This is a genomic window from Acinetobacter endophylla, from assembly GCF_053543775.1.
Genome location: NZ_JBLVOM010000237.1, coordinates 12,529 through 33,771 on the forward strand (window position 1 = coordinate 12,529; position 21,243 = coordinate 33,771).

Genomic DNA, 21,243 nt, shown 5'->3' on the forward strand with positions numbered 1-21,243 from the left:
GAGGGGATTTATTTTTGCGGGTTTCCAAAGCGAAACCATATATCTTTTTTTAACAACTTCAACAGAAGTGCGCTAATTTTAGCGTGAAAGCAGATGCTTTTCCTAGTCACTTATGACATCAGTATGACAGAACAGTCATGCAATCTTTAGAGTTTCGGTCTGATTTTGTGGCAGAATATTCCAGATTAATTATTTAGATCTGTTTTTCCATTTTGGGATATCTCCAATATTACGTAGGTTGCTTATGAATGCCTTAACACAGGAACTGGTCGAGCTGCTCAGCTTGGAAAAGTTAGAAGAAAACATTTTTCGGGGAATCAGCCGTAATCTGGTGGGCAAGCGCGTGTTTGGTGGGCAGGTTTTAGGGCAGGCACTCCGCGCTGCGTCTTATACCACAGACCGTCCGGCACACTCGTTACATGCCTATTTTCTGTTTGGCGGAGATGTCAACGCACCGATTATTTATGAAGTGGATCGTATCCGTGACGGCAAGAGCTTTGTCAGCCGTCAAGTACGTGCGATTCAGCATGGTCGCACTATTTTTATGTGTATGGTGTCTTTTGCGTATCAGGAAGAAGGTCTCAATTACCAGATTTCAGAGCCGGAATATCCGCCAGCAGAAAGCCTGAAAAATGAAGCAGAACTGATCAAACAAATGATTGAGTTTATTCCGGAAAATGTCCGTGCGTCCTTCACCCGTGATCGTCATGTGGAAATTCGCCCGGTCAATCCGCAAAATCCATTCCAGCCTCAACCTGAAGCACCGTCTTATGCGCACTATATCCGTACGCATGACCGTATTGCTGCAGAAGTTGATCAGATCTCTTTGCATCAGGCCATTGCTGCTTTCTATTCCGACTTTACCTTGATGACCACGGCGCTTCGTCCACATGGTCTGAGCTATATCTCGCCAAGTTTACAATGTGCCAGTATTGACCATGCCATGTACTTCCATAAACCGTTCCGTGCGGATGAGTGGATGCTTTACGATATGGATGCCACCCAAAGCGCCAGTTCGCGTGGCCTGAATTTTGGCCGGATGTGGCAGAACGGTGAGCTGGTCTGCAGTACCTCTCAGGAAGGCTTGATCCGTTTACGTGAAATCGAAACACAGTAATTTTTCTTCCTGCTCAAAAAGTCGAATCCCTGATTCGGCTTTTTGTTTTTAAGCCGGATGAAAATGGCCATTTGATATCATGTCCTCACGCCGCGTTTATAAAATATTACTCGATTCTGTAGAATTCGCATGGCATAGTGCGGCTTAAGATCAATATTAAAAATGCATGAAAAGATGAGCTTAAATACGCAAATTCTAATTGCCGCCGTATTGGGGGTGCTGTTTGGATTTCTATTGACGATATTTCCGCAGACCTCATTTTTTGATATCAGCTTATATGGCATCGGTATTGTCAGCAGTATTTTTATTGGCTTGTTAAAAATGCTGTTAGTGCCGCTGATTTTTAGCTCAATCGTGGTCGGTGTATCCAATCTGCAGGCGGGTGGGCAACTGAGCCGTACCTGGAAAATTACCCTGATGTGTTGTGTGACCACCACCACCTTGGCGCTCATTTTAGGTCTGGCGTGTGCGCATCTGTTTGATGTGGGCAAAGGCGTCGATGTACTGATGTTCCAGGATGCCATGGCACAACATCAAACACCGGATACGCTCACGCCATCTTCTTTCTTTACCAACTTTATTCAAAATACCCTGATCAATCCGTTTAAAGCCTTTGCCGATGGCAATGTCTTGGCGGTGGTAGTCTTTGCGCTATTTGTTGGTGTAGCACTAGTCGCAGGTGGAGATAAATTCCGTACTGTGCGCAAGCTGAGTCACCAGTTTTTTGAAATCATGATGTTGATGATTGGCTGGGTGATGAAACTGGCACCGCTCGGTATTTTTGCCTTATTGGCTAAATTAATTGCCACTGAAGATGTTTCAGTTCTCAGTCGTCTGGCTGAATTCGCTGCGGTAGTCACCGGTACGACGATTTTTCATGGCATCGTGGTTTTGCCTTTATTGCTGTGGATTTTCGGCAAGATGGATCCGGTCACGTTCTTTAAAGGCACACGTGCTGCCTTGATTACTGCCTTTGCCACCAGTTCCAGTTCGGCCACCATGCCCTTGTCGATGAAATGCGCGCAGGAAAATTTAGGTGTGCGTCCACATACTGCAGGCTTTGTAATTCCACTCGGTACACAGTTAAATATGGATGGTACGGCGCTGTATGAAGCAGCTGCAGCTCTATTTATTGCCAATTTAATGGGGCTGGATCTCAGTCTGGGGCAGCAGCTGGTGGTCTGTGCGACGGCGATGATTGCATCCTTGGGTGCACCGGGAATTCCGAGTGCCGGTATGGTGACCATGATTATGGTCTTGCAATCGGTCGGTTTGCCTGCCGAGGCGATTGCCATTCTTTTACCGATCGACCGTTTACTGGATACCGTACGCACAGTCGTGAATGTTCAGGGAGATATGATGATCAGTGTGGTGGTAGATCGGCATACACGTGAACCCGATCTTCAAGCTACAGATAGCTAAAACATTTAAAAAATAAAAAAAGCAGGCCATTGGTCTGCTTTTTTTATAAGGTAAGTTTTAATAAATCAAGAACAATCCCAGACCATTGCGGTGATATGGATCTTAATCCGCTGAACGCTTATTCTGATTTAGCTCATCTGCCGCTTTAAGCTCGGATTGATCCTGCTCAAGCAATTTCAGTGGTTCTTCAGCTTCATTTAAAGCATGCATCGATACTTCAGTAATATGCTCTGAATCAGTTTCACTAAGCTCGAGTTCTCCAAGCGGTTCATCGGATTCATTCAAATCATGCGCTGATGCTTCAGGAATACTGTCCAGATCATATTCAGACGCTTGATCTAAGGTAAAGTTCAAACGACCACCCATGACACTGGCCAGTTCTTCTAAACCTTGTTTGTTCATGGAGGAAAACAGTTGAATCGAGAAATCCAGCTTCATCTTTTTCAATGCCGCTTTGACTTCCTGCAAGGCTTTGGATGCAGGACCACGGTTTAGTTTATCTGACTTGGTTAACAAGACATGCACGAACAACTGGCGGGAATAAGCCCATTCCAGCATCATCACATCGAAGTGTTGCAGGGGATGACGGATATCCATCAACAATACCAGGCCTTGTAAGCTCTGGCGATGAATCAGGTAGTTTTCCAGTTCTTTTTGCCAGACCAGTTTCATTTTTTCAGGCACAGCCGCATAACCATAACCGGGTAAGTCGACCAGACGCTGATCCGGATTACCCAGACTGAAAAAGTTGATCATCTGGGTGCGGCCAGGTTTTTTCGATGCACGTGCCAGCTGTTTCTGGTTAGTCAGGGCATTAATCGCACTAGACTTACCTGCATTCGAGCGGCCGGCAAAAGCAATTTCATAGCCTGTATCTTCTACACAAAGACTGAGTTTGGGTGCACTCATTAAAAATTCGGCTTTGCGTAGCCAGTTGAGTGCGCGCACAGAATATTCAGTAATGGCAGAATCAACTTTTTTCTCATAGCTGATCTTTTGCTTAGGCGCATGGGCTGTCTTACTGTTTTTGGATTTTCCTCTGCTGTGGTGCATAACTCAACTTCAATAAATGATCTACAATGAAACATTATAAAGGAAGTCGCACAGGCAAGCGAACTTTGCCGCAAGAATAAGTCACAAGACCTGACCCGCAAGACTTTAAAGATTAACTAGGCCGATCGGAGAATTTCTACTGAAACGCGCATTTCGTGGCCTAATCACATCTTTAAGCACATATTGGTCCAGACTGCTATAAAACTGTTCAACCGCATCATCTAAAATACTTTTTAAACCACAAATCGGACGTAACACGCAGGGTGGGCTATTGCATTCCACTACATTGCTGTCGCGTTGCAGGATCCGCACAATCTGTCCCAGTTGAAGGTTCAGGCTTGCCGGATTTAAACGTATGCCGCCACCTTTGCCACGTGTGGTGATCAGCCAATCCTGTTTCGCCATAAAGTGCACGATTTTCATGGCATGATTTTGTGAAACCTGCAAGCGCTCGGCAAGCTCTGCAATGGTATAAGGGAGATCACGTGGCTGTGCGACATACATCAGGATCCGAAGCGCATAGTCAGTGAATTTATTGAGTTGCATAAGATCAACAGCTAGAAAATGAAAGAATTGAATGCTAAAAGCTCCACGAATGGAGCTTTTAATCAGAATCTGATGCTAGTCTAAACCGTTTTTGCAATTAAAGCTTGAGCGGGGCAGACACTTCGACCACATCACCAACTTTGTAGTGGTTGATCAGGGTCTGTGCAACCGAGAATGCGGTTGGATTTTCTTCCGCTTTCACAGTAATTTGATATTGCTCGTTTTGAGCCTGGTCAAAGCTAAACTGTTGTGGTTGACGAATGTGCTGTTCAGGCACCTGTACACGTACTGAAATATGTTCACCCGCTTCAGCACTTGCAATCGCAGCACCATCTTTAGCTTTAAGCGTAAAGATTTTACCTGCATCGGTATCATTGACTGCTGCCACTTCAAATTCGCGCCAGCCCGCCCAGCCACCATTTTCAGAAGCTAGAGTGGCATATTTAGATTTTTCCACACCAATCAAAATATCTGCCAGTTGCATATACGCTTCTTTCCAGGCTGCGATCAGGTCTGAGTCCATGGGTACATCTAAAACTTCGCTGATCGAGTGCAACAGGTTGTCACCGACAATCGCATATTGATCCGGCTGAATATCCAGGCTGACATGTTTAGTGGTAATACGTTCGATGGCTTTGGCCAAAACGCCCGGATTGGTAATGTTTTCAGCATAGGCAAGTACTGCGGCAGCCAAGGCACGTGGTTGACGGCCAGTACTTTGATGATCCATGTTGAAGGTGTTTTTTAACTCTGGATGGTTGTTCAGCATGCGGTTATAGAAATACGTGGTAAGTGCTACGCCGTTTTCACGTAAAACAGGAACAGTCGCTTGTACAAGTTCGATATGTTGTGGAGTCATGAGAGCCGTCTACAGATGTTTTTTAAAAGATGCATTTAATTTACATCTTTTAAAATGGCTTTACAATAGTGCATAGTCATAAAACCATAAAAAATTATGGGATATAAGAATATCCCATAAAAAGTGTGATGATGATCGGAAAAGGAGGGTGATTATTTGCGGCCAAACAGCGAACCCAGTAAGCCGCGCACAATTTTCTGCCCAGTACTCCCGCCCAGGCTGCGGGCAGCACTTTTGGCAAAGGTGCCGACAATATCCTGAGTCAGTTTTTCTCGTTGCTTGGCTGCGCGTTCAGCTTCTTTTTGCTGTTCTCGTGCCAGACGTTCCTGTTCTTTAATTTGCTGCTTGGCAAGAGCTTCCTGTTCCTTGCTTTGCTGTTTGGCAAGTTCGGCGGCCTGAGCCTGTTGCTGGCGTTCTGCGACCTTGTTTTGCAGCATTTCATGGGCGCTATCCCGATCGACTGGCTGCTCATAAATACCGGCGACAATACTTTGCTGCATGAGAGCCTTGCGTTCTTCAAGCGAGATCGGTGTAAAGGATGAATGCGGCGGCATGACCCAGCCACGCTCTACTATTTGCGGAATGCCTTTTTCATCCAGGCAGCTAATTAGGGCTTCACCGACAGCAAGTTCGGTAATCACCTGATCGACTTTAAATTCAGGATTGGCTCGGAAAGTCTCTGCTGCGGTTTTCACTGCTTTTTGATCTTTGGGAGTGAAAGCCCGCAAAGCATGTTGAACCCGATTGCCGAGCTGGCCTAAGACACTTTCAGGTAAGTCCAACGGATTTTGCGTGACAAAATAAATCCCTACACCTTTCGAGCGAATTAGACGCACCACCTGCTCAATTTTTTCTTGCAGGGCAGGGCTGGCATTATCAAATAAGAGATGGGCTTCATCAAAGAAAAACACCAGTTTAGGTTTGTCCAGATCGCCGACTTCGGGAAGCTGTTCAAACAGCTCGGAGAGCATCCAGAGTAAGAACGTGGCATATAGCTTAGGCGTATTCATCAGCTTGTCAGCCGCCAACAAATTGATATTGCCACGTCCTTGACTATCCGTCTGCAAAAAGTCCATCAGATCCAGCGCCGGCTCGCCAAAAAACTGGTCACCGCCTTGGTCAGCCAGTGCTAACAAATTACGTTGAATCGCACCGAGACTGGCGGGTGAAAGATTGCCATATTCAGCTTTAAAGTCAGCCGCATGCTCAGAGACATAACTCAGCATCGCTTTCAGATCTTTAAAGTCGATCAGCAATAAACCCTGATCATCGGCAATCCGAAACACGGCAGATAAAACGCCTTCCTGGGTGTCATTCAGATTCAGTATTTGCGCCAGCAGCAGCGGGCCAATTTCAGAAATGGTAGTGCGAATCGGATGACCCTGTTCGCCAAATAAATCCCAAAACACCACTGGTGAGGCTGCAAAAGGAATGGACTCGATATTGAGACTTTTAATCCGTTCATCAAACTTGGGGCTGCTTTCACCTGCTTTGGCCAGGCTGGACACATCGCCTTTGGCATCGGCGAGGAATACAGGTACACCAATTCGAGAAAAGCTCTCCGCCAATACTTTTAAAGTCACAGTCTTTCCGGTACCAGTGGCACCTGCAATCAAGCCATGTCGATTGGCAAGTTGGGAATGCAGCACAATATCCTGTGTGGTATCCGCAGTTTTTTTAGCAATAACAATTGGTCTACCCATAGCTTTTCCTGTTATTTATTATTCGTTTTTAAGTTTTTTCATTTGTTCTAGTGCATGCTGAATATCTTGAATCAAATCTTCCGGATATTCCAGTCCAATACAGAAACGAACCAGCAAGCCGTCTTTTAAGTGTGAATGTTCCAGCACACGCATGTCTTTTAAGTTATATAGCATGACCAGACTGACAGGGCCACCCCAACTAAAGCCAAGCTTAAACAGTTTTAAGCTATCACAGAAATTCCGGATATCCTGCATTACGTATGTGCTGTCAAAGATCACGCTGACCAGGCCGGCACTATCACCTTGCTTGCAAATTTCTTTCCAGTACTGATGGCCTGCGCTGTCCGGGTCAGCAGGATGCAGCACCTGTACAAACTCGGCTTGCTGTTGAAGCCATGTCATTAATGCCAGTGCACTTTTCGACTGATGTTCATAGCGAAGTTGCATCGAAGCCAGACTGCGTTGTATCTGTGCCACATCATCACCAGAAACACTAATGCCCTGAATGGCATGTGCGCGGAACAGTTTGTGATGCAGGGCCTTATCTCGCGTAACCACCGAGCCCATCAGAATATCACCCCCGCCGCTTGGATATTTGGTCAGTGCATGTACCGTCATATCTACACTTAAATGCTCTTCACTAAAATCAAAGGCATCAAAAGCCAGACCTGCGCCCCAGGTATTATCCAGCGCAGTAAGAATATTGTGTGCCTGAGCTTTTTTCACTAAACCAGCCAGATCCGGAAATTCCAAGGTGACTGAGCCAGCAGCCTCGAGCCAGATCAGTTTGGCTTTATCTGTAGGCTGAAATGTATCAAGCTCTATGGGATTGTAGACCTTAACCGTAATTCCATAACGCTTTTCCAGATTGCGTAAATGTTCCATGTTTGGACCATAGATATTGTCAGCCACCCAAACCTCATCTCCTTGGCTTAAAAAGCAAGAATTCACGAGATTAATCGCGGATAAACCACTCGGTGCGAGCAGGTGATATAAACCACCTTCGAGCTGTGCGATGTTATCGCCCAGCGTAAAGGTCGTAGGCGTGCCATGCGTGCCATAACTATAGTCATAGTCATCGGTCCAATGGCGATTAAACAGGGCATCGGTATTGTTAAAGATAATCGTCGATGCACGATAGAGGGGAGGCTGAATGGTGGAAATCGCTTGAGGAGCCTTTCGTGGTGCATGAATCAGGCGAGTTTGAGGGTCTTGTTTCACGTGAATGCGCTCAAATGTAATCAAATATTACTCTAGCTTAAGAGAATCTGTGACTCACTGCCAGTTACGTTGTGAATTGTTTAAAAACAACAAGTCTTATAAAAAGTTGGCTTCATTTTTGCAAAACCTAAATCTATATAGCTAAAAAAATAGGTTGAGGAGCATGAAATCGCATTTAAAAGTGCATTATTTTCAGCATATTGCTGGTGAAGGTTTTGGTAGTTGTTATGAATTTTTAAAGCAGCATCAGGCGCACATTACAGCGACTGAATTTTTTGCTTTACCCGTCGATCGACCTTTGGAGATCGAGGCGCTGCCTGCAGTGGAAGAAGTGGATTTGCTGATCATTATGGGTGGTACCATGAGTGTGAATGATGAAGCGAATTTCCCTTGGTTAAAAATAGAAAAACGCTGGTTGCGTCGCTATCTTTCGCATGGTAAACCAGCAATTGGCCTGTGTCTGGGTGGGCAGTTGATTGCAAATGCTTTGGGTGCAGGTGTTAGTCGCAATCCAGAACAAGAATTGGGGTGGACCACGGTGCACAGAGTGGCGAATCTACCAGAGACGTGTTTTAGCCTGCCGGAGCAGTTTAATATTCTGCAATGGCACAATGAAACATTTGAATTGCCCAAAGGTGCAGTCCATCTGGCAGAAAATGAAGCCTGTCGTAATCAGATGTACCAGTTGGGCAGAAATGTATTGGGCTTCCAGTTTCATCCTGAAATCACGCCGGAAACCCTGGCATTGTTTTTGGAAAATGAAGAAGAGCTTGCGCAATTTTCAGGAAAATATGTGCAAAATTTATTTGAATTAAAAAAAACCACGAAGCAAAAATTTATTGAAGGAAATCAGATGTTAAATCGTGCTATAGAATATGTTTTGGCAAAAACTGCCTAGTATTTAAACAATAAACTATTGTTTTAAGTCATAAATTGAAAACTTGGATAAAACCATAAAAGAGATTTGCTTATGCATTAAACAATGGCTATAATAAGCGACCCTTCAATAGGAAGGGGGTTAACTGCGAATAAAGTAGTTAACTATCGTTACAGTCGTGGCATCGATCATGACCTTAGTGATATTTCACTGCTCTTGACACTTGCCCATATAAAGTGGGGTGAGATGCGTCAAGAGTGATTCTTTATATATTTGGCTTGGAGTTTACTGGTATGTCTAACCAGAGAATTCGTATCCGTCTTAAGTCTTTTGATCATCGCCTGATTGATCAATCAGCTCAAGAAATCGTAGAAACCGCAAAACGTACTGGCGCACAAGTGTGTGGTCCAATTCCAATGCCAACACGCATTGAACGTTTTAACGTTTTAACATCACCACACGTAAACAAAGACGCGCGTGACCAGTACGAAATCCGTACTTACAAGCGTTTGATCGACATCGTTCAACCTACAGACAAAACTGTAGATGCATTGATGAAGTTAGATCTTGCAGCTGGTGTTGATGTTCAGATCGCATTGGGTTAAGGCTTTCGGGTTAATTAACACTCTAAGTTAATTAGGCCGCTTTTTTAGAGGTTTATGCACATGGCTATTGGTTTAGTCGGTCGCAAGTGCGGTATGACACGTATCTTTACAGATGCTGGTGTTTCTGTGCCTGTTACAGTGATTGAGGTTGATCCTAACCGCATCACTCAAATCAAAACGCTTGAAACTGATGGTTATCAAGCGATTCAAATCACTACTGGTGAACGTCGCGAATCTCGCGTAACTAACGCTCAGAAAGGCCACTTCGCGAAAGCGGGTGTTGCAGCTGGTCGTCTAGTTCAAGAATTCCGTGCTACAGAAGCTGATCTTGAAGGTCGTGAAGTTGGTGGTACGCTTACCGTTGAATTGTTCCAAGTTGGTCAAGTTGTTGACGTAACTGGTCAATCTAAAGGTAAAGGTTTCCAAGGTGGTGTTAAGCGTTGGAACTTCCGTACGCAAGATGCAACTCACGGTAACTCAGTTTCTCACCGTGTTTTAGGTTCTACTGGTCAAAACCAGACTCCTGGTCGCGTATTCAAAGGCAAAAAAATGGCTGGCCATTTAGGTGCTGAACGCGTAACTACACAGGGTCTTGAGATCGTTGCTATCGACACAGAACGTTCAGTTCTAGTTGTTAAAGGCGCGGTTCCTGGTGCTACTGGTGGCGACGTAATCGTTCGTCCTACGATCAAGGCCTGAGGGGAAATAACGTGAATTTAAATACTGTTTCCGGCTCTGCTGTTGAATTATCAGAAGTTGCGTTCGGTCGTGAATTTAATGAAGCTCTTGTTCACCAAGTGGTTACAGCTTATTTAGCTGGTGGCCGTCAAGGTTCAAAAGCTCAGAAATCACGTGCAGACGTTTCTGGCGGTGGTCGCAAGCCATTCCGTCAAAAAGGTACTGGCCGCGCTCGTGCTGGTTCTATTCGTAGCCCAATCTGGGTTGGCGGTGGTAAAACTTTTGCTGCTCGTCCACAAGACTGGTCTCAAAAAGTAAACCGTAAAATGTACCGCGGTGCTATGCAATGCATCCTAGCTGAACTTGTTCGTCAAGATCGCCTAGTTTTAGTTGAAGAGTTTGCTGTTGCAGCTCCAAAAACTAAAGAATTGCTTGCAAAACTTAACGACTTGAATGCGACTCGCGCATTGATCGTTACTGATGCTGTTGATGAGAACCTGTATCTTGCTGCGCGCAACATTCCACACGTTGATGTGGTTGATGCTGCTGCAATCGATCCGGTTAGCTTGATTGCGTTCGACAAAGTTGTTATGTCTGTAGCTGCTGCTAAGAAAATTGAGGTAGAACTCGGATGAACAACGAACGTATCTATCAAGTCCTGCAAGGACCTGTATTCTCAGAAAAAGCACAAGTTTTAGGTGAAACTGCTGGTGTTCAAGTGTTTAAAGTTGCATTAAATGCAAACAAGCTTGAAATCAAAAAAGCAGTGGAACAACTCTTTGGTGTGGAAGTTGTTAAAGTTAACACGACTATCACTAAAGGTAAGTCTAAACGCTTTGGTAAAACATTAGGACGTCGTTCTGATGTTAAAAAAGCATACGTCACCCTGAAAGCTGGCCAAGATGTTGAAATGGCTGACTTGGGCGATACCGCTGAAAGCACAGCGGAATAAGGACGAGAATTATGCCTATTCAAAAATGTAAGCCAACGTCTCCAGGACGTCGCTTTGTAGAGAAAGTGGTTCATGATCACCTTCACAAAGGCGCACCATACTCTCCGTTGGTTGAAGCTAAAAAACGTACTGGCGGCCGTAATAACAACGGTCACATCACGACTCGTCACGTTGGTGGCGGTCACAAGCAGCACTACCGTCTAGTTGACTTTAAACGTAACAAAGATGGTATTCCTGCAACTGTAGAGCGTATCGAATACGATCCTAACCGTACTGCACACATTGCACTTGTATTGTATGCTGACGGTGAGCGTCGTTATATCATCGCTCCTAAAGGCCTTCGCGCTGGCGATAAAGTACAGTCTGGTAACGATGCTCCAATTCGTCCAGGTAACTGCTTGCCGCTTCGCAACATGCCTATCGGTTCTACTCTTCACAACATCGAACTTAAAATCGGTAAAGGCGCGCAGTTAGCTCGTTCAGCTGGTACTTCAGTTCAGCTGTTGGGTCGTGACGGTTCTTACGCTATCGTTCGTCTGCGTTCAGGCGAGATGCGTAAAATTCACGTTGAATGCCGTGCTGTGTTAGGTGAAGTATCTAACTCAGAAAGCAACCTTCGTTCACTAGGTAAAGCTGGTGCATCACGCTGGCGTGGTGTTCGTCCTACCGTTCGTGGTATGGCGATGAACCCAGTTGACCATCCACATGGTGGTGGTGAAGGGCGTAACAAAGGTATTCAACCTGTAAGCCCATGGGGTCAAAAAGCTAAAGGGTACAAGACACGTACCAATAAGCGTACGACTAAGATGATTATTCGCGACCGTCGCGTTAAGTAACAAGTAAAGGAATCTGACAATGCCTCGTTCTCTGAAAAAAGGCCCATTCGTCGATGCGCACTTGTTCGCTAAGGTTGAAGCGGCTATCGCGGCTAATAACCGTAAGCCGATCAAAACTTGGTCGCGTCGTTCGATGATCCTCCCGGATTTTGTTGGTTTAACAATTTCTGTACACAATGGCCGTAACCACGTTCCTGTGATCGTTTCTGAGCACATGGTTGGTCACAAGCTTGGTGAATTTGCACCAACTCGTACCTATCGCGGTCACGGTGTTGACAAGAAATCTAAACGTTAATGGGTGCTATGATGGAAGTAACTGCTAAATTACGCGGTGCCGCTATCTCGGCACAAAAAGCTCGTTTGGTTGCAGATCTTATCCGCGGCAAATCTGTTGCGCACGCTCTTAACATCCTTAACTTCAGCAACAAAAAAGCTGCAGTTCTAGTTAAGAAAGCGTTGGAATCTGCGATTGCAAACGCTGAACACAATAACAGTTTAGATGTAGACGACCTTAAAGTTTCTACGATCTACGTTGATGAAGGCATGAGCCTGAAACGTATTATGCCACGTGCTAAAGGCCGTGCAGATCGTATTACTAAGCGTACTTGTCACATCACCGTTAAGGTAGGGGTTTGATATGGGTCAGAAGGTTCATCCAATCGGTATCCGCCTAGGTGTTGTGAAACGTCATAACGCTAACTGGTATGCGAATCCGAAACAATACGCTGAATACTTGCTTAAAGATCTTCAAGTTCGTGAGTTTTTGATCAAAAAACTTAAAAACGCGATGATCAGCAACATTCTTATCGAACGCCCTACAGGCGCTGCTAAAGTAACTATTAGCACTGCTCGTCCAGGTATCGTAATCGGTAAAAAAGGCGAAGATATTGAGAAACTACAACGCGAATTAACATCTATTATGGGTGTTCCTGCGCAAGTAAGTATTAATGAAATTGATCGTCCAGACTTAGACGCGCGTCTAGTTGCTGAAGCTATCGCTTCTCAATTAGAAAAACGTGTAATGTTCCGTCGTGCTATGAAGCGTGCGGTACAAAACACAATGCGTGCTGGTGCTAAAGGTATCAAAGTAGAAGTTTCAGGCCGTTTAGGTGGTGCTGAGATTGCTCGTACTGAATGGTATCGTGAAGGTCGTGTACCTCTACATACGCTTCGTGCAGATATCGACTATGCGACTATGCGTGCTGAGACTACTTACGGTACGATCGGTGTTAAAGTTTGGATCTTCCGTGGTGAGATCTTGGGCGGCATGAAACAAGTCATGAACCCAGCTCCAGCTGAAGAACGTCCAGCTAAACGCGGTCGTGGTCGTGGTGAAGGTCAAGAGCGTCGTGGTCGTCGCAATGATCGTTCTGCTGAAAAAGGAGAATAATCCATGTTGCAACCTAAGCGTACTAAATTCCGTAAAGTGCAGAAAGGCCGTAACACTGGTCTAGCACACCGCGGTAGCACAGTATCTTTCGGTACTATTGCACTTAAATCAGTTGAACGTGGTCAAATGACTGCGCGTCAAATTGAAGCAGCGCGTCGTACAATTAGCCGTCGTATTAAGCGTGGTGGTAAGATCTTTATCCGTGTATTCCCGGACAAGCCGATTACTTCTAAGCCTCTTGAAGTGCGTATGGGTAAAGGTAAAGGTTCTGTGGAATATTGGGTTTGCCAAATCAAACCAGGTAAAGTCTTGTACGAAATTGATGGTGTTAACGAAGAATTGGCTCGCGAAGCGTTTACGCTTGCAGCAGCTAAGCTTCCGTTTAAAACCGCTATCGTGACTCGGACGGTAATGTAATGAAAACTAAAGATCTACGTGAAAAGTCGGTAGAAGAGTTGACAGCTTTGCTTGATGAGCAACAGCTTAACCAATTCCGTCTTCGTATGGCGAAAGCAACTGGTCAATTGGGTAAATCGCATGAAGTTGCACTTACTCGTCAGACTATTGCTCGTATTAAGACCCTCCTTACCGAAAAACAGGGGAACGGACAATGAGTGATAAAACAGTCCGCACGTTAACTGGCAAAGTTGTAAGCGACAAGATGGATAAATCTATCGTTGTTCTTATTGAACGCCAAGTTCAACACCCGTTGTATGGCAAATTAATCCGCCGTTCAACAAAATTACATGCTCATGATGAGAACAACACAGCGAAAGCTGGTGATGTTGTAACCATTAAAGAAAGCCGCCCAATTTCTAAAACTAAGTCTTGGACTCTAGTTGAAGTTGTTGAAGCAGCTGCTGAGTAATTAACGTTCTTGTTGCATCATCGGTCAATTTCGAGTACTCTTTGAGCCTTTCGAAATTTCGACCGGTGTTGCTCGGTTTTGGAGTAGGGCAATGATTCAGACCGAAACTATGCTCGACGTAGCAGACAACAGTGGTGCACGCCGCGTACAATGTATTAAAGTACTTGGTGGCTCGCATCGTCGTTATGCTTCTGTTGGCGACATTATTAAAGTTACTGTAAAAGAAGCAATTCCACGCGCACGTGTTAAAAAAGGTGACGTGATGAATGCAGTTGTGGTTCGTACAAAATTCGGTATCCGTCGTGCAGACGGTTCAGTGATTCGTTTCGACGATAATGCTGCTGTTATTTTGAACAACAACAAAGCGCCGATTGCAACTCGTATTTTCGGACCAGTGACTCGTGAACTTCGTACTGAACAGTTCATGAAAATTATTTCATTGGCTCCTGAAGTTCTATAAGAGGCGATCATGGCTAAGATTAAAAAAGGCGATCAAGTAATTGTGATCGCAGGTAAAGAAAAAGGCAAACAGGGTACTGTTCTGTCTGTTTCTAATGACCGTGTTAAGGTTGAAGGCCTTAACTTGGTGAAGAAGCACCAAAAGCCGAACCGTGCTACAGGCGCTGAAGGTAGCGTTGTAACTCAGGAAGCTTCGCTTCATATTTCAAACGTGGCAGTTTTTAATGCTACAACCCAAAAGGCTGACCGTGTTGGTTACCAAGTGATTGATGGCGTGAAAACTCGCGTATTCAAATCAAATGGTGAATCAGTGGCGGTAGCGAAGTAATAGGTTGATATAGGCCATGGCCAGACTTAAAACACGTTACAATGACGAACTTAAAGCTCAGTTACTAGAGACTTTAGGCGTTAAGAATGTGATGGAGATTCCTCGCATCACTAAAATCACGATCAACATGGGTGTTGGCGCAGCTGCTGCTGACAAAAAACTCCTTGATGGTGCTCTTTCAGATATGCAAGCTATTGCTGGTCAAAAACCAGTACTTACGTTAGCTCGCAAATCAATCGCTGGTTTCAAAATCCGTGATGGTTGGCCGATCGGTTGTAAAGTTACTTTACGCGGCGAACGTATGTACGAATTCTTAGACCGTTTGATCTCGATTGCGATCCCTCGTATCCGTGACTTCCGTGGTTTCTCAGCGAAATCATTTGACGGTCGTGGTAACTACTCAATGGGTCTTAAGGAACAGATCATGTTCCCTGAAATCGATTTTGACAAGATTGATCGTATTCGTGGTATGGATATTACCATTACTACGACTGCTCGCACCGATGACGAAGGCCGTGCGCTAATGCGTGCATTCGGCTTCCCGTTCAAATAAGAGGTCGATATGGCTAAGAAAGGTATGATTAATCGCGAAGCGAAACGCGAAGCTACTGTTGCGAAATACGCTGCAAAACGTGCTGAATTAAAAGCTACGATTGCCAACGTAAATGCATCAGACGAAGAACGTTTCGAAGCGATGATGAAATTACAGGCATTACCACGTAATGCATCTCCAGTACGTCTACGTAACCGTTGTGGTTTAACTGGTCGTCCTCATGGTTACTTCCGTAAGTTCGGTTTAAGCCGTAACAAATTACGTGAAACAGTAATGCAAGGTGATGTACCTGGCGTTGTTAAGGCAAGCTGGTAAGGAGCACTATAGATGAGTATGCAAGATACCGTTGCCGACATGCTAACACGTGTTCGTAACGCACAAATGGCGAAGAAACAAACTGTTTCTATGCCTAATTCTAAGTTGAAGGTAGCAATTGCTAACTTACTTCAACAAGAAGGTTATATTTCAAATGTAGAAGTTGCGGATGCTGAAGGCAAACCAACTCTTACTTTGACTTTAAAGTATTTCGAAGGCAAACCAGTTATCGAAACTGTGAAGCGCGTAAGCCGTCCAGGTCTACGTCAGTATCGCGGTAAAGATGCACTTCCTAGCGTTAAGCAAGGTTTAGGTATTGCAATTGTTTCTACAAGCAAAGGCATCATGACTGATCGCGCTGCACGTGCTGCAGGCGTTGGTGGTGAAGTTATTGCTTTTGTTTCTTAATAGGTGATTCCTCATGTCTCGTGTGGCTAAAGCCCCAGTAACTGTACCTAACGGTGTAACAGTTACTCAGAACGGCCGGCAGGTCGAAGTGAAAGGCACTAAAGGTACATTGTCTTTCAACCTGCATGCGCTGGTCGAGCTTAAACAGGAAGACGGTATTCTAGCTATTGCTCCAGTACAAGAGTCGAAAGACGCTTGGATGCAAGCTGGTACTGCTCGCGCTGTGCTAAACAACCTTGTAAAAGGTGTTAGCGAAGGTTTCGAACGTAAGTTACAGCTTATCGGTGTTGGTTATAAAGCTGCGGTTAAAGGTGACGTTGTTCATCTTAACCTTGGTTTCTCTCACCCGATCGATTATGCACTTCCTGCAGGTGTAACTGCTGAAACTCCAACTGCAACTGAAATCGTACTTAAATCTGCTGATAAAGCAGCTTTAGGTCAGGTTGCTGCAGATATCCGTGGTTACCGTCCACCAGAGCCGTATAAAGGCAAAGGTGTTCGTTATTCTGACGAAGTTGTACTTCGTAAAGAAGCTAAGAAGAAATAAGGCGCGAGGTTCTTATGAACGAAAAGAAACAATCCCGTTTGCGTCGTGCGAAAAGCACACGCTTGCACATCCGTGCATTGGGTGCGACTCGTTTGTGTGTAAACCGCACTCCGCGTCACATCTATGCTCAAGTTATCTCTGCAGATGGTGGCAAAGTATTAGCGCAAGCTTCTACTTTAGACGCTACTCTACGTGCGGGTACAACTGGTAACGTTGAAGCAGCTCAAAAAGTAGGTGCTTTAATCGCAGAACGCGCTAAAGCAGCTGGTGTTACTAAAGTTGCATTTGACCGTTCTGGTTTTAAATATCATGGTCGTATCAAAGCCTTGGCTGATGCTGCTCGTGAAAACGGCTTGGAGTTCTAATCATGGCTAAAGTTGAACAAAACGAAGGTCTTGTTGAAAAGCTGGTTGCCGTTGATCGTGTAGCCAAAGTTGTTAAGGGTGGTCGTATCTTCTCTTTCACAGCATTAACTGTTGTGGGTGATGGTAATGGTCGCGTAGGTTTTGGTCGTGGTAAAGCACGTGAAGTTCCAGCTGCTATCTCTAAAGCACTTGAAGCTGCTCGTCGCAATATGATTACTGTTGACCTTGTTGATGGTACGTTACAGCACCCAATTCATGCACGTCACGGCGCTAGCCGCGTATTCATGCAGCCTGCCTCTGAAGGTACAGGTGTAATTGCTGGTGGCGCTATGCGTGCAGTTCTAGAAGCTGTAGGCGTACGTAACGTGTTGACTAAATGCCGTGGTTCTACTAACGCTGCTAACGTAGTAAACGCAACTTTCAATGGTTTGCGTGATATGACTACTCCTGAAAAGGTTGCTGCGAAACGTGGTCTTTCAGTAGAACAAATTCAAGGGTAATCAATCATGAAAACGATTAAAGTTACCCAGACTAAATCTGCATCGCACCGCTTGAAAAATCACAAGCTTAGCCTGCAAGGTTTAGGTCTGCGTCGTATTGGTCATACTGTAGAAGTGTTAGACACACCTTCTAACCGTGGTATGATCAACCAAGTCTACTATATGGTTAGTGTAGAGGAATAAGCCATGACTCTGCGTTTAAATACAATTGCACCTGCAGAAGGTGCTAAACGTGACAACCTTCGTTTAGGCCGTGGTATCGGTTCTGGCGTTGGTAAGACCGGTGGCCGTGGTGTCAAAGGTCAAAACTCACGTAAGAGCGGTGGTACTCGTCCAGGTTTCGAAGGCGGTCAAACAGCACTTTATCGTCGTTTGCCTAAATTCGGCTTCACTAGCCAATTGGCTTTGAAAACTGCTGAAGTACGTTTATCTGAGCTTGCTAAAGTTGAAGGCGACATCGTGTCTCTTGAAACTTTAAAAGCTGCGAACGTTGTACGTAAAGACATGATCCGTGCTCGTATCGTACTTTCTGGTGAAATTACTCGTGCATTCACTGTTAAAGGTGTTGCATTGACTAAAGGCGCTAAAGCTGCTGTTGAAGCTGCTGGCGGCAAAGTCGAGGAGTAATCCCCAGTGTCTATGACTCCTAGTTCTTCAGGTCATGTCAACATGATGAAAGGCCAACCATTTCATGTGAAATACCGTGAAATTATTCGTCGAATGATGTTTCTCATTGGTGCGTTGTTGGTGTTTCGACTAGGAGCGCATATTCCAGTACCAGGCATCAATAATGCTGCGTTAGAAAACTTGTTTAATGCAAACCAAGGTACCATCCTTGGTTTGTTTAACATGTTCTCTGGTGGGGCATTAGAACGAATGTCTATTCTTGCTCTCGGGATCATGCCATACATCTCTGCATCGATTATCGTGCAGTTAATGTCAACTGTGGTTCCTTCGCTGGAAGCTTTAAAGAAAGAAGGCGAGCAAGGCAAACGTAAAATTAATCAATATACACGACAAGGTACATTATTCTTAGCGTTGGTACAGGCGATAGGTATGTGTGCAGGCCTGATCAGTCAGGGGATTACCCTGAATACTGGTTTGGCTTTTTATGTTCCTGCAGTAACCTCACTGGTTGCGGGGACCATGTTCTTGATGTGGTTGGGTGAACAGATTACCGAGCGTGGGGTGGGGAATGGTATTTCCATGATCATCTTCGCGGGTATTGTTGCCGGATTGCCTAATCTAATTATGCAATCTTTCTCATCTGTAGATAATGGCCAGACCAGCCTGATTGGCTTGGTAATTTTTGGTTTGTTGTCTCTGGGTGTTTTGGCAGCGATCGTGTTTATTGAGAAAGCGCAGCGTCGTATTCCGGTAAACTATGCTCAAAAACAACAAGGTCGTCGTGTATTTACTGCACAGCAAACACATTTGCCATTAAAAATTAATATGGCGGGTGTGATTCCGGCAATTTTTGCCAGCTCATTGCTTTTGTTCCCTGCGAGCTTAGGTCAGTGGGTGGGTAGTGCAGATCCAAATGCTGGATTTATTAAGCGTAGCCTGCAAGATGTAGCATTGGTGTTGTCGCCTGGTCAGCCGTTGTATTTGGTGCTCTTTGGTGCGTTAATTATCTTTTTCTGTTACTTCTATACAGCACTGGTATTTAGTCCTAAAGAAGTGTCAGAGAACTTGAAACGCAGCGGAGCTTACGTGCCTGGTATACGTCCAGGTGAGCAAACTGCTCGTTACTTAGATCATATTCTCAATCGTTTGACGTTTATTGGCGCGATTTACATCGCAGTCATTTGTTTGATGCCGATGGTATTGCAAAGTTCATTTGGTATTCCATTCTATTTGGGTGGTACCTCTTTGCTGATTGTTGTGGTAGTAGTGATGGACTTTATGGCTCAGCTGCAATCACACCTTACTTCGCACCAATACGATAATCAAACGTTAATGAGAAAAACGACTGCTCATCCTAAGGGATAAGCGCACTTGAGGTTTCATCATGAAAGTACAAGCTTCTGTTAAGAAAATTTGTGGTAGCTGTAAAGTTATCCGTCGTAATGGGGTTATCCGCGTAATTTGTAGCGCAGAACCTCGTCATAAGCAGCGTCAAGGTTAATCTGATTAAGACCTGTTGATTTCTGTAGGCGAATTAGGTTATTATCCGCCCCTCAAGATTTTTGTGGGGCGGTTGATTATCTACTGCCTTTTTGGAGAAAATTGAATGGCTCGTATTGCCGGTGTAAACATTCCGGATAACAAGCACGCTGTTATCTCTCTAACGTATATCTTTGGTATTGGTCGCCATACTTCAAAAGCTATCTTAGCTGCTGCTGGTATTGCTCCAACTACTAAGATCCGTGAATTAGATGACGCTCAGCTTGATGCGATTCGTGCAGAAGTTGCTAAGGTTCCGACCGAAGGTGATTTACGTCGCGAAATTTCCATGAACATTAAACGTTTAATGGATTTAGGCTGCTACCGCGGTCTTCGTCATCGTCGCAGCTTGCCTGTCCGCGGTCAACGCACCAAAACTAACGCTCGTACCCGTAAAGGTCCGCGCAAACCTATTAAGAAATAAGATTTCTGGAAGCTAAAAGATGGCTAAAGATACTCGCGCACGCAAGAAGGTCACTCGTACCGTCTCTGAAGGTGTCGCACACATTCACGCTTCTTTTAATAACACCATTGTGACTATTACCGATCGTCAAGGTAATGCACTGGCTTGGGCCACTTCAGGTGGACAAGGCTTCCGTGGATCACGTAAATCAACTCCGTTCGCTGCTCAGGTAGCTGCTGAAGTTGCTGGTAAAGCTGCTTTAGACTACGGTTTGAAAAACTTGGACGTCCTTGTAAAAGGTCCTGGTCCTGGTCGTGAATCTGCGGTTCGTGCTTTAGGTGCAGTGGGTTATAAAATTAACAGCATTACCGATGTGACGCCAATCCCGCACAACGGTTGCCGTCCACCTAAAAAACGTCGCGTGTAAGGAGAAACATTCATGGCTCGTTATATTGGTCCAAAATGCAAACTCTCTCGTCGCGAAGGGACAGACCTGCAACTTAAATCAGGCGTTAAACCGTTTGATGTTAAGACAAAAAAACATGCGAAAGTTCCTGGCCAACACGGCGGGGCTCGTGGTGGTAAACAATCTGAGTACTCACTACAATTACGTGAAAAACAAAAAGTACGTCGCATGTACGGTGTTTTAGAGCGTCAATTTAGTAACTACTATAAAGAAGCTGCTCGTGTTAAAGGCGCAACTGGTGAAAACCTGTTGAAGCTACTTGAAAGCCGTCTTGATAACGTTGTTTATCGTATGGGTTTCGGTTCTACTCGTGCAGAAGCTCGTCAGTTAGTATCTCACCGTAGCATCACTTTGAATGGCCGTCGTGTTAACATTGCGTCTATCCAAGTTAAAGCGGGTGATGTGATCGCAGTTCACGAAGGCGCTAAGCAACAATTACGTATCAAAAACGCAATTGAATTAGCTACTCAACGTGGTATGCCTTCTTGGATGGAAATTGACCATTCTAAATTAGAAGGTACGTTCAAAGCTGCACCGGATCGTTCTGATTTACCTGCTGAAATCAACGAAAGCTTGATTGTAGAATTGTATTCTAAATAATCCTTG

32 protein-coding genes and 2 pseudogenes are annotated in these 21,243 nt (G+C 44.9%); 29 read left to right on the top strand and 5 right to left on the bottom strand.

Features of this window, described 5'->3' with window-relative positions:
• Nucleotides 1–244 precede the first annotated feature (244 nt).
• Complete coding sequence (locus ACNPNW_RS08835) at nt 245–1,117, top strand: acyl-CoA thioesterase (RefSeq protein ID WP_448766900.1); 873 nt, start codon at nt 245–247, stop codon at nt 1,115–1,117.
• Nucleotides 1,118–1,291: 174 nt separating this feature from the next.
• On the top strand, nt 1,292–2,539 hold the full coding sequence (locus ACNPNW_RS08840) for a dicarboxylate/amino acid:cation symporter (protein ID WP_071850882.1): 1,248 nt from the start codon (nt 1,292–1,294) through the stop codon (nt 2,537–2,539).
• Nucleotides 2,540–2,815: 276 nt separating this feature from the next.
• Here ACNPNW_RS08840 and yihA read toward each other — a convergent pair.
• The 5 genes and pseudogenes from yihA to ACNPNW_RS08865 all read right to left on the bottom strand — a co-directional run.
• Nucleotides 2,816–3,592, bottom strand: a pseudogene (yihA, locus tag ACNPNW_RS08845) (ribosome biogenesis GTP-binding protein YihA/YsxC); the annotation flags it as partial.
• 105 nt (nt 3,593–3,697) lie between these two features.
• Entirely contained in the window at nt 3,698–4,138 is a 441-nt protein-coding gene (locus ACNPNW_RS08850) for an RrF2 family transcriptional regulator (protein WP_071850878.1), read from the bottom strand.
• A gap of 97 nt (nt 4,139–4,235) precedes the next feature.
• The gene (locus ACNPNW_RS08855; protein ID WP_071850877.1) at nt 4,236–4,997 is read right to left on the bottom strand and encodes a globin domain-containing protein; all 762 of its coding nucleotides are present in this window, start codon (nt 4,995–4,997) and stop codon (nt 4,236–4,238) included.
• 152 nt (nt 4,998–5,149) lie between these two features.
• Nucleotides 5,150–6,700 (bottom strand): helicase HerA-like domain-containing protein, encoded by a 1,551-nt coding sequence (locus ACNPNW_RS08860; RefSeq protein ID WP_005249894.1) that lies wholly within the window; start codon nt 6,698–6,700, stop codon nt 5,150–5,152.
• Nucleotides 6,701–6,718: 18 nt separating this feature from the next.
• Nucleotides 6,719–7,921, bottom strand: a complete 1,203-nt coding sequence (locus ACNPNW_RS08865; protein WP_071850875.1) for a PLP-dependent transferase — start codon at nt 7,919–7,921, stop codon at nt 6,719–6,721.
• A gap of 163 nt (nt 7,922–8,084) precedes the next feature.
• Between ACNPNW_RS08865 and ACNPNW_RS08870 the strand changes: the two genes are divergently transcribed.
• The 27 genes and pseudogenes from ACNPNW_RS08870 (at nt 8,085) to rpsD (ending at nt 21,237) form a co-directional block, all read left to right on the top strand.
• Entirely contained in the window at nt 8,085–8,819 is a 735-nt protein-coding gene (locus ACNPNW_RS08870; RefSeq protein ID WP_005108602.1) for a type 1 glutamine amidotransferase, read from the top strand.
• Nucleotides 8,820–9,091: 272 nt separating this feature from the next.
• Complete coding sequence (rpsJ, locus tag ACNPNW_RS08875) at nt 9,092–9,403, top strand: 30S ribosomal protein S10 (RefSeq protein ID WP_000070912.1); 312 nt, start codon at nt 9,092–9,094, stop codon at nt 9,401–9,403.
• A 60-nt stretch (nt 9,404–9,463) separates the two neighbouring features.
• A complete protein-coding gene (gene rplC, locus ACNPNW_RS08880; protein WP_004645054.1) occupies nt 9,464–10,102 on the top strand; it encodes a 50S ribosomal protein L3 in 639 nt (212 codons plus the stop codon).
• Nucleotides 10,103–10,113: 11 nt separating this feature from the next.
• Complete coding sequence (gene rplD / locus ACNPNW_RS08885; RefSeq protein WP_004281511.1) at nt 10,114–10,716, top strand: 50S ribosomal protein L4; 603 nt, start codon at nt 10,114–10,116, stop codon at nt 10,714–10,716.
• The gene (gene rplW / locus ACNPNW_RS08890) at nt 10,713–11,033 is read left to right on the top strand and encodes a 50S ribosomal protein L23 (RefSeq protein WP_004281510.1); all 321 of its coding nucleotides are present in this window, start codon (nt 10,713–10,715) and stop codon (nt 11,031–11,033) included. The genes rplD and rplW overlap by 4 nt, the downstream gene beginning before the upstream one ends.
• An 11-nt stretch (nt 11,034–11,044) precedes the next feature.
• The gene (gene rplB, locus ACNPNW_RS08895; protein WP_004281509.1) at nt 11,045–11,869 is read left to right on the top strand and encodes a 50S ribosomal protein L2; all 825 of its coding nucleotides are present in this window, start codon (nt 11,045–11,047) and stop codon (nt 11,867–11,869) included.
• A gap of 19 nt (nt 11,870–11,888) precedes the next feature.
• Nucleotides 11,889–12,164: a 30S ribosomal protein S19 gene (gene rpsS / locus ACNPNW_RS08900; protein ID WP_004281508.1), complete on the top strand. Its 276-nt coding sequence runs from the start codon at nt 11,889–11,891 to the stop codon at nt 12,162–12,164.
• A gap of 11 nt (nt 12,165–12,175) precedes the next feature.
• Nucleotides 12,176–12,505: a 50S ribosomal protein L22 gene (rplV, locus tag ACNPNW_RS08905; RefSeq protein WP_001982638.1), complete on the top strand. Its 330-nt coding sequence runs from the start codon at nt 12,176–12,178 to the stop codon at nt 12,503–12,505.
• 1 nt (nt 12,506) lies between these two features.
• Nucleotides 12,507–13,323 (top strand): annotated as a pseudogene (gene rpsC, locus ACNPNW_RS08910) (30S ribosomal protein S3).
• Entirely contained in the window at nt 13,263–13,676 is a 414-nt protein-coding gene (gene rplP, locus ACNPNW_RS08915; protein ID WP_004281506.1) for a 50S ribosomal protein L16, read from the top strand. Before rpsC ends, rplP begins: the two are co-directional and overlap by 61 nt.
• Nucleotides 13,676–13,873 (top strand): 50S ribosomal protein L29, encoded by a 198-nt coding sequence (gene rpmC, locus ACNPNW_RS08920; protein WP_004281505.1) that lies wholly within the window; start codon nt 13,676–13,678, stop codon nt 13,871–13,873. Before rplP ends, rpmC begins: the two co-directional genes overlap by 1 nt.
• Complete coding sequence (rpsQ, locus tag ACNPNW_RS08925; protein WP_004281504.1) at nt 13,870–14,127, top strand: 30S ribosomal protein S17; 258 nt, start codon at nt 13,870–13,872, stop codon at nt 14,125–14,127. Before rpmC ends, rpsQ begins: the two co-directional genes overlap by 4 nt.
• Before the next feature lie 91 nt (nt 14,128–14,218).
• On the top strand, nt 14,219–14,587 hold the full coding sequence (gene rplN, locus ACNPNW_RS08930) for a 50S ribosomal protein L14 (protein WP_004281503.1): 369 nt from the start codon (nt 14,219–14,221) through the stop codon (nt 14,585–14,587).
• A 9-nt stretch (nt 14,588–14,596) separates the two neighbouring features.
• Complete coding sequence (rplX, locus tag ACNPNW_RS08935; protein WP_004281502.1) at nt 14,597–14,914, top strand: 50S ribosomal protein L24; 318 nt, start codon at nt 14,597–14,599, stop codon at nt 14,912–14,914.
• Nucleotides 14,915–14,930: 16 nt separating this feature from the next.
• Nucleotides 14,931–15,467 carry a 50S ribosomal protein L5 gene (rplE, locus tag ACNPNW_RS08940; protein WP_005094146.1) on the top strand — a complete coding sequence of 179 codons (537 nt, stop codon included), beginning with the start codon at nt 14,931–14,933 and terminating at the stop codon, nt 15,465–15,467.
• Nucleotides 15,468–15,476: 9 nt separating this feature from the next.
• Complete coding sequence (gene rpsN / locus ACNPNW_RS08945) at nt 15,477–15,782, top strand: 30S ribosomal protein S14 (RefSeq protein WP_004281500.1); 306 nt, start codon at nt 15,477–15,479, stop codon at nt 15,780–15,782.
• 12 nt (nt 15,783–15,794) lie between these two features.
• Complete coding sequence (gene rpsH / locus ACNPNW_RS08950) at nt 15,795–16,190, top strand: 30S ribosomal protein S8 (RefSeq protein WP_004281499.1); 396 nt, start codon at nt 15,795–15,797, stop codon at nt 16,188–16,190.
• 13 nt (nt 16,191–16,203) lie between these two features.
• Nucleotides 16,204–16,737, top strand: coding sequence for a 50S ribosomal protein L6 (gene rplF, locus ACNPNW_RS08955; protein ID WP_004281498.1), 534 nt, complete (start codon nt 16,204–16,206; stop codon nt 16,735–16,737).
• A gap of 14 nt (nt 16,738–16,751) precedes the next feature.
• Nucleotides 16,752–17,102, top strand: a complete 351-nt coding sequence (gene rplR / locus ACNPNW_RS08960) for a 50S ribosomal protein L18 (RefSeq protein ID WP_004281497.1) — start codon at nt 16,752–16,754, stop codon at nt 17,100–17,102.
• Between the two features lie 2 nt (nt 17,103–17,104).
• On the top strand, nt 17,105–17,602 hold the full coding sequence (rpsE, locus tag ACNPNW_RS08965) for a 30S ribosomal protein S5 (RefSeq protein ID WP_004281496.1): 498 nt from the start codon (nt 17,105–17,107) through the stop codon (nt 17,600–17,602).
• A 6-nt stretch (nt 17,603–17,608) separates the two neighbouring features.
• Entirely contained in the window at nt 17,609–17,785 is a 177-nt protein-coding gene (rpmD, locus tag ACNPNW_RS08970; protein ID WP_004281495.1) for a 50S ribosomal protein L30, read from the top strand.
• Between the two features lie 3 nt (nt 17,786–17,788).
• Nucleotides 17,789–18,229: a 50S ribosomal protein L15 gene (gene rplO / locus ACNPNW_RS08975; protein WP_005248206.1), complete on the top strand. Its 441-nt coding sequence runs from the start codon at nt 17,789–17,791 to the stop codon at nt 18,227–18,229.
• A 45-nt stretch (nt 18,230–18,274) separates the two neighbouring features.
• On the top strand, nt 18,275–19,594 hold the full coding sequence (gene secY / locus ACNPNW_RS08980) for a preprotein translocase subunit SecY (RefSeq protein WP_171054339.1): 1,320 nt from the start codon (nt 18,275–18,277) through the stop codon (nt 19,592–19,594).
• A 19-nt stretch (nt 19,595–19,613) separates the two neighbouring features.
• Nucleotides 19,614–19,730, top strand: a complete 117-nt coding sequence (gene rpmJ / locus ACNPNW_RS08985; protein WP_000867907.1) for a 50S ribosomal protein L36 — start codon at nt 19,614–19,616, stop codon at nt 19,728–19,730.
• Between the two features lie 105 nt (nt 19,731–19,835).
• The gene (gene rpsM / locus ACNPNW_RS08990) at nt 19,836–20,192 is read left to right on the top strand and encodes a 30S ribosomal protein S13 (protein ID WP_004281492.1); all 357 of its coding nucleotides are present in this window, start codon (nt 19,836–19,838) and stop codon (nt 20,190–20,192) included.
• A 19-nt stretch (nt 20,193–20,211) separates the two neighbouring features.
• Nucleotides 20,212–20,598 (top strand): 30S ribosomal protein S11, encoded by a 387-nt coding sequence (gene rpsK, locus ACNPNW_RS08995; RefSeq protein ID WP_004281491.1) that lies wholly within the window; start codon nt 20,212–20,214, stop codon nt 20,596–20,598.
• A 12-nt stretch (nt 20,599–20,610) separates the two neighbouring features.
• Nucleotides 20,611–21,237 carry a 30S ribosomal protein S4 gene (gene rpsD, locus ACNPNW_RS09000; protein ID WP_004281490.1) on the top strand — a complete coding sequence of 209 codons (627 nt, stop codon included), beginning with the start codon at nt 20,611–20,613 and terminating at the stop codon, nt 21,235–21,237.
• Nucleotides 21,238–21,243 lie beyond the last annotated feature (6 nt).

Bases quoted from the DNA above. Each gene is read 5' to 3' on its own strand.
- rpsH (WP_004281499.1), top strand. From the start codon at position 15,795: ATGAGTATGCAAGATACCGTTGCCGACATGCTAACACGTGTTCGTAAC.
- rplE (WP_005094146.1), top strand. From the start codon at position 14,931: ATGGCCAGACTTAAAACACGTTACAATGACGAACTTAAAGCTCAGTTA.
- rplX (WP_004281502.1), top strand. From the start codon at position 14,597: ATGGCTAAGATTAAAAAAGGCGATCAAGTAATTGTGATCGCAGGTAAA.
- rpmJ (WP_000867907.1), top strand. From the start codon at position 19,614: ATGAAAGTACAAGCTTCTGTTAAGAAAATTTGTGGTAGCTGTAAAGTT.
- rplV (WP_001982638.1), top strand. From the start codon at position 12,176: ATGGAAGTAACTGCTAAATTACGCGGTGCCGCTATCTCGGCACAAAAA.
- rpmD (WP_004281495.1), top strand. From the start codon at position 17,609: ATGAAAACGATTAAAGTTACCCAGACTAAATCTGCATCGCACCGCTTG.
- ACNPNW_RS08860 (WP_005249894.1), bottom strand. From the start codon at position 6,700: ATGGGTAGACCAATTGTTATTGCTAAAAAAACTGCGGATACCACACAG.
- rplP (WP_004281506.1), top strand. From the start codon at position 13,263: ATGTTGCAACCTAAGCGTACTAAATTCCGTAAAGTGCAGAAAGGCCGT.
- ACNPNW_RS08850 (WP_071850878.1), bottom strand. From the start codon at position 4,138: ATGCAACTCAATAAATTCACTGACTATGCGCTTCGGATCCTGATGTAT.
- rpsS (WP_004281508.1), top strand. From the start codon at position 11,889: ATGCCTCGTTCTCTGAAAAAAGGCCCATTCGTCGATGCGCACTTGTTC.
- ACNPNW_RS08835 (WP_448766900.1), top strand. From the start codon at position 245: ATGAATGCCTTAACACAGGAACTGGTCGAGCTGCTCAGCTTGGAAAAG.
- rpmC (WP_004281505.1), top strand. From the start codon at position 13,676: ATGAAAACTAAAGATCTACGTGAAAAGTCGGTAGAAGAGTTGACAGCT.
- secY (WP_171054339.1), top strand. From the start codon at position 18,275: ATGAAAGGCCAACCATTTCATGTGAAATACCGTGAAATTATTCGTCGA.
- rplN (WP_004281503.1), top strand. From the start codon at position 14,219: ATGATTCAGACCGAAACTATGCTCGACGTAGCAGACAACAGTGGTGCA.
- rpsM (WP_004281492.1), top strand. From the start codon at position 19,836: ATGGCTCGTATTGCCGGTGTAAACATTCCGGATAACAAGCACGCTGTT.
- rpsN (WP_004281500.1), top strand. From the start codon at position 15,477: ATGGCTAAGAAAGGTATGATTAATCGCGAAGCGAAACGCGAAGCTACT.
- rplR (WP_004281497.1), top strand. From the start codon at position 16,752: ATGAACGAAAAGAAACAATCCCGTTTGCGTCGTGCGAAAAGCACACGC.
- ACNPNW_RS08840 (WP_071850882.1), top strand. From the start codon at position 1,292: ATGAGCTTAAATACGCAAATTCTAATTGCCGCCGTATTGGGGGTGCTG.
- rpsE (WP_004281496.1), top strand. From the start codon at position 17,105: ATGGCTAAAGTTGAACAAAACGAAGGTCTTGTTGAAAAGCTGGTTGCC.
- rplC (WP_004645054.1), top strand. From the start codon at position 9,464: ATGGCTATTGGTTTAGTCGGTCGCAAGTGCGGTATGACACGTATCTTT.
- rplW (WP_004281510.1), top strand. From the start codon at position 10,713: ATGAACAACGAACGTATCTATCAAGTCCTGCAAGGACCTGTATTCTCA.
- rpsD (WP_004281490.1), top strand. From the start codon at position 20,611: ATGGCTCGTTATATTGGTCCAAAATGCAAACTCTCTCGTCGCGAAGGG.
- rpsK (WP_004281491.1), top strand. From the start codon at position 20,212: ATGGCTAAAGATACTCGCGCACGCAAGAAGGTCACTCGTACCGTCTCT.
- rplF (WP_004281498.1), top strand. From the start codon at position 16,204: ATGTCTCGTGTGGCTAAAGCCCCAGTAACTGTACCTAACGGTGTAACA.
- rpsQ (WP_004281504.1), top strand. From the start codon at position 13,870: ATGAGTGATAAAACAGTCCGCACGTTAACTGGCAAAGTTGTAAGCGAC.
- rplO (WP_005248206.1), top strand. From the start codon at position 17,789: ATGACTCTGCGTTTAAATACAATTGCACCTGCAGAAGGTGCTAAACGT.
- rplB (WP_004281509.1), top strand. From the start codon at position 11,045: ATGCCTATTCAAAAATGTAAGCCAACGTCTCCAGGACGTCGCTTTGTA.
- ACNPNW_RS08870 (WP_005108602.1), top strand. From the start codon at position 8,085: ATGAAATCGCATTTAAAAGTGCATTATTTTCAGCATATTGCTGGTGAA.
- rpsJ (WP_000070912.1), top strand. From the start codon at position 9,092: ATGTCTAACCAGAGAATTCGTATCCGTCTTAAGTCTTTTGATCATCGC.
- ACNPNW_RS08855 (WP_071850877.1), bottom strand. From the start codon at position 4,997: ATGACTCCACAACATATCGAACTTGTACAAGCGACTGTTCCTGTTTTA.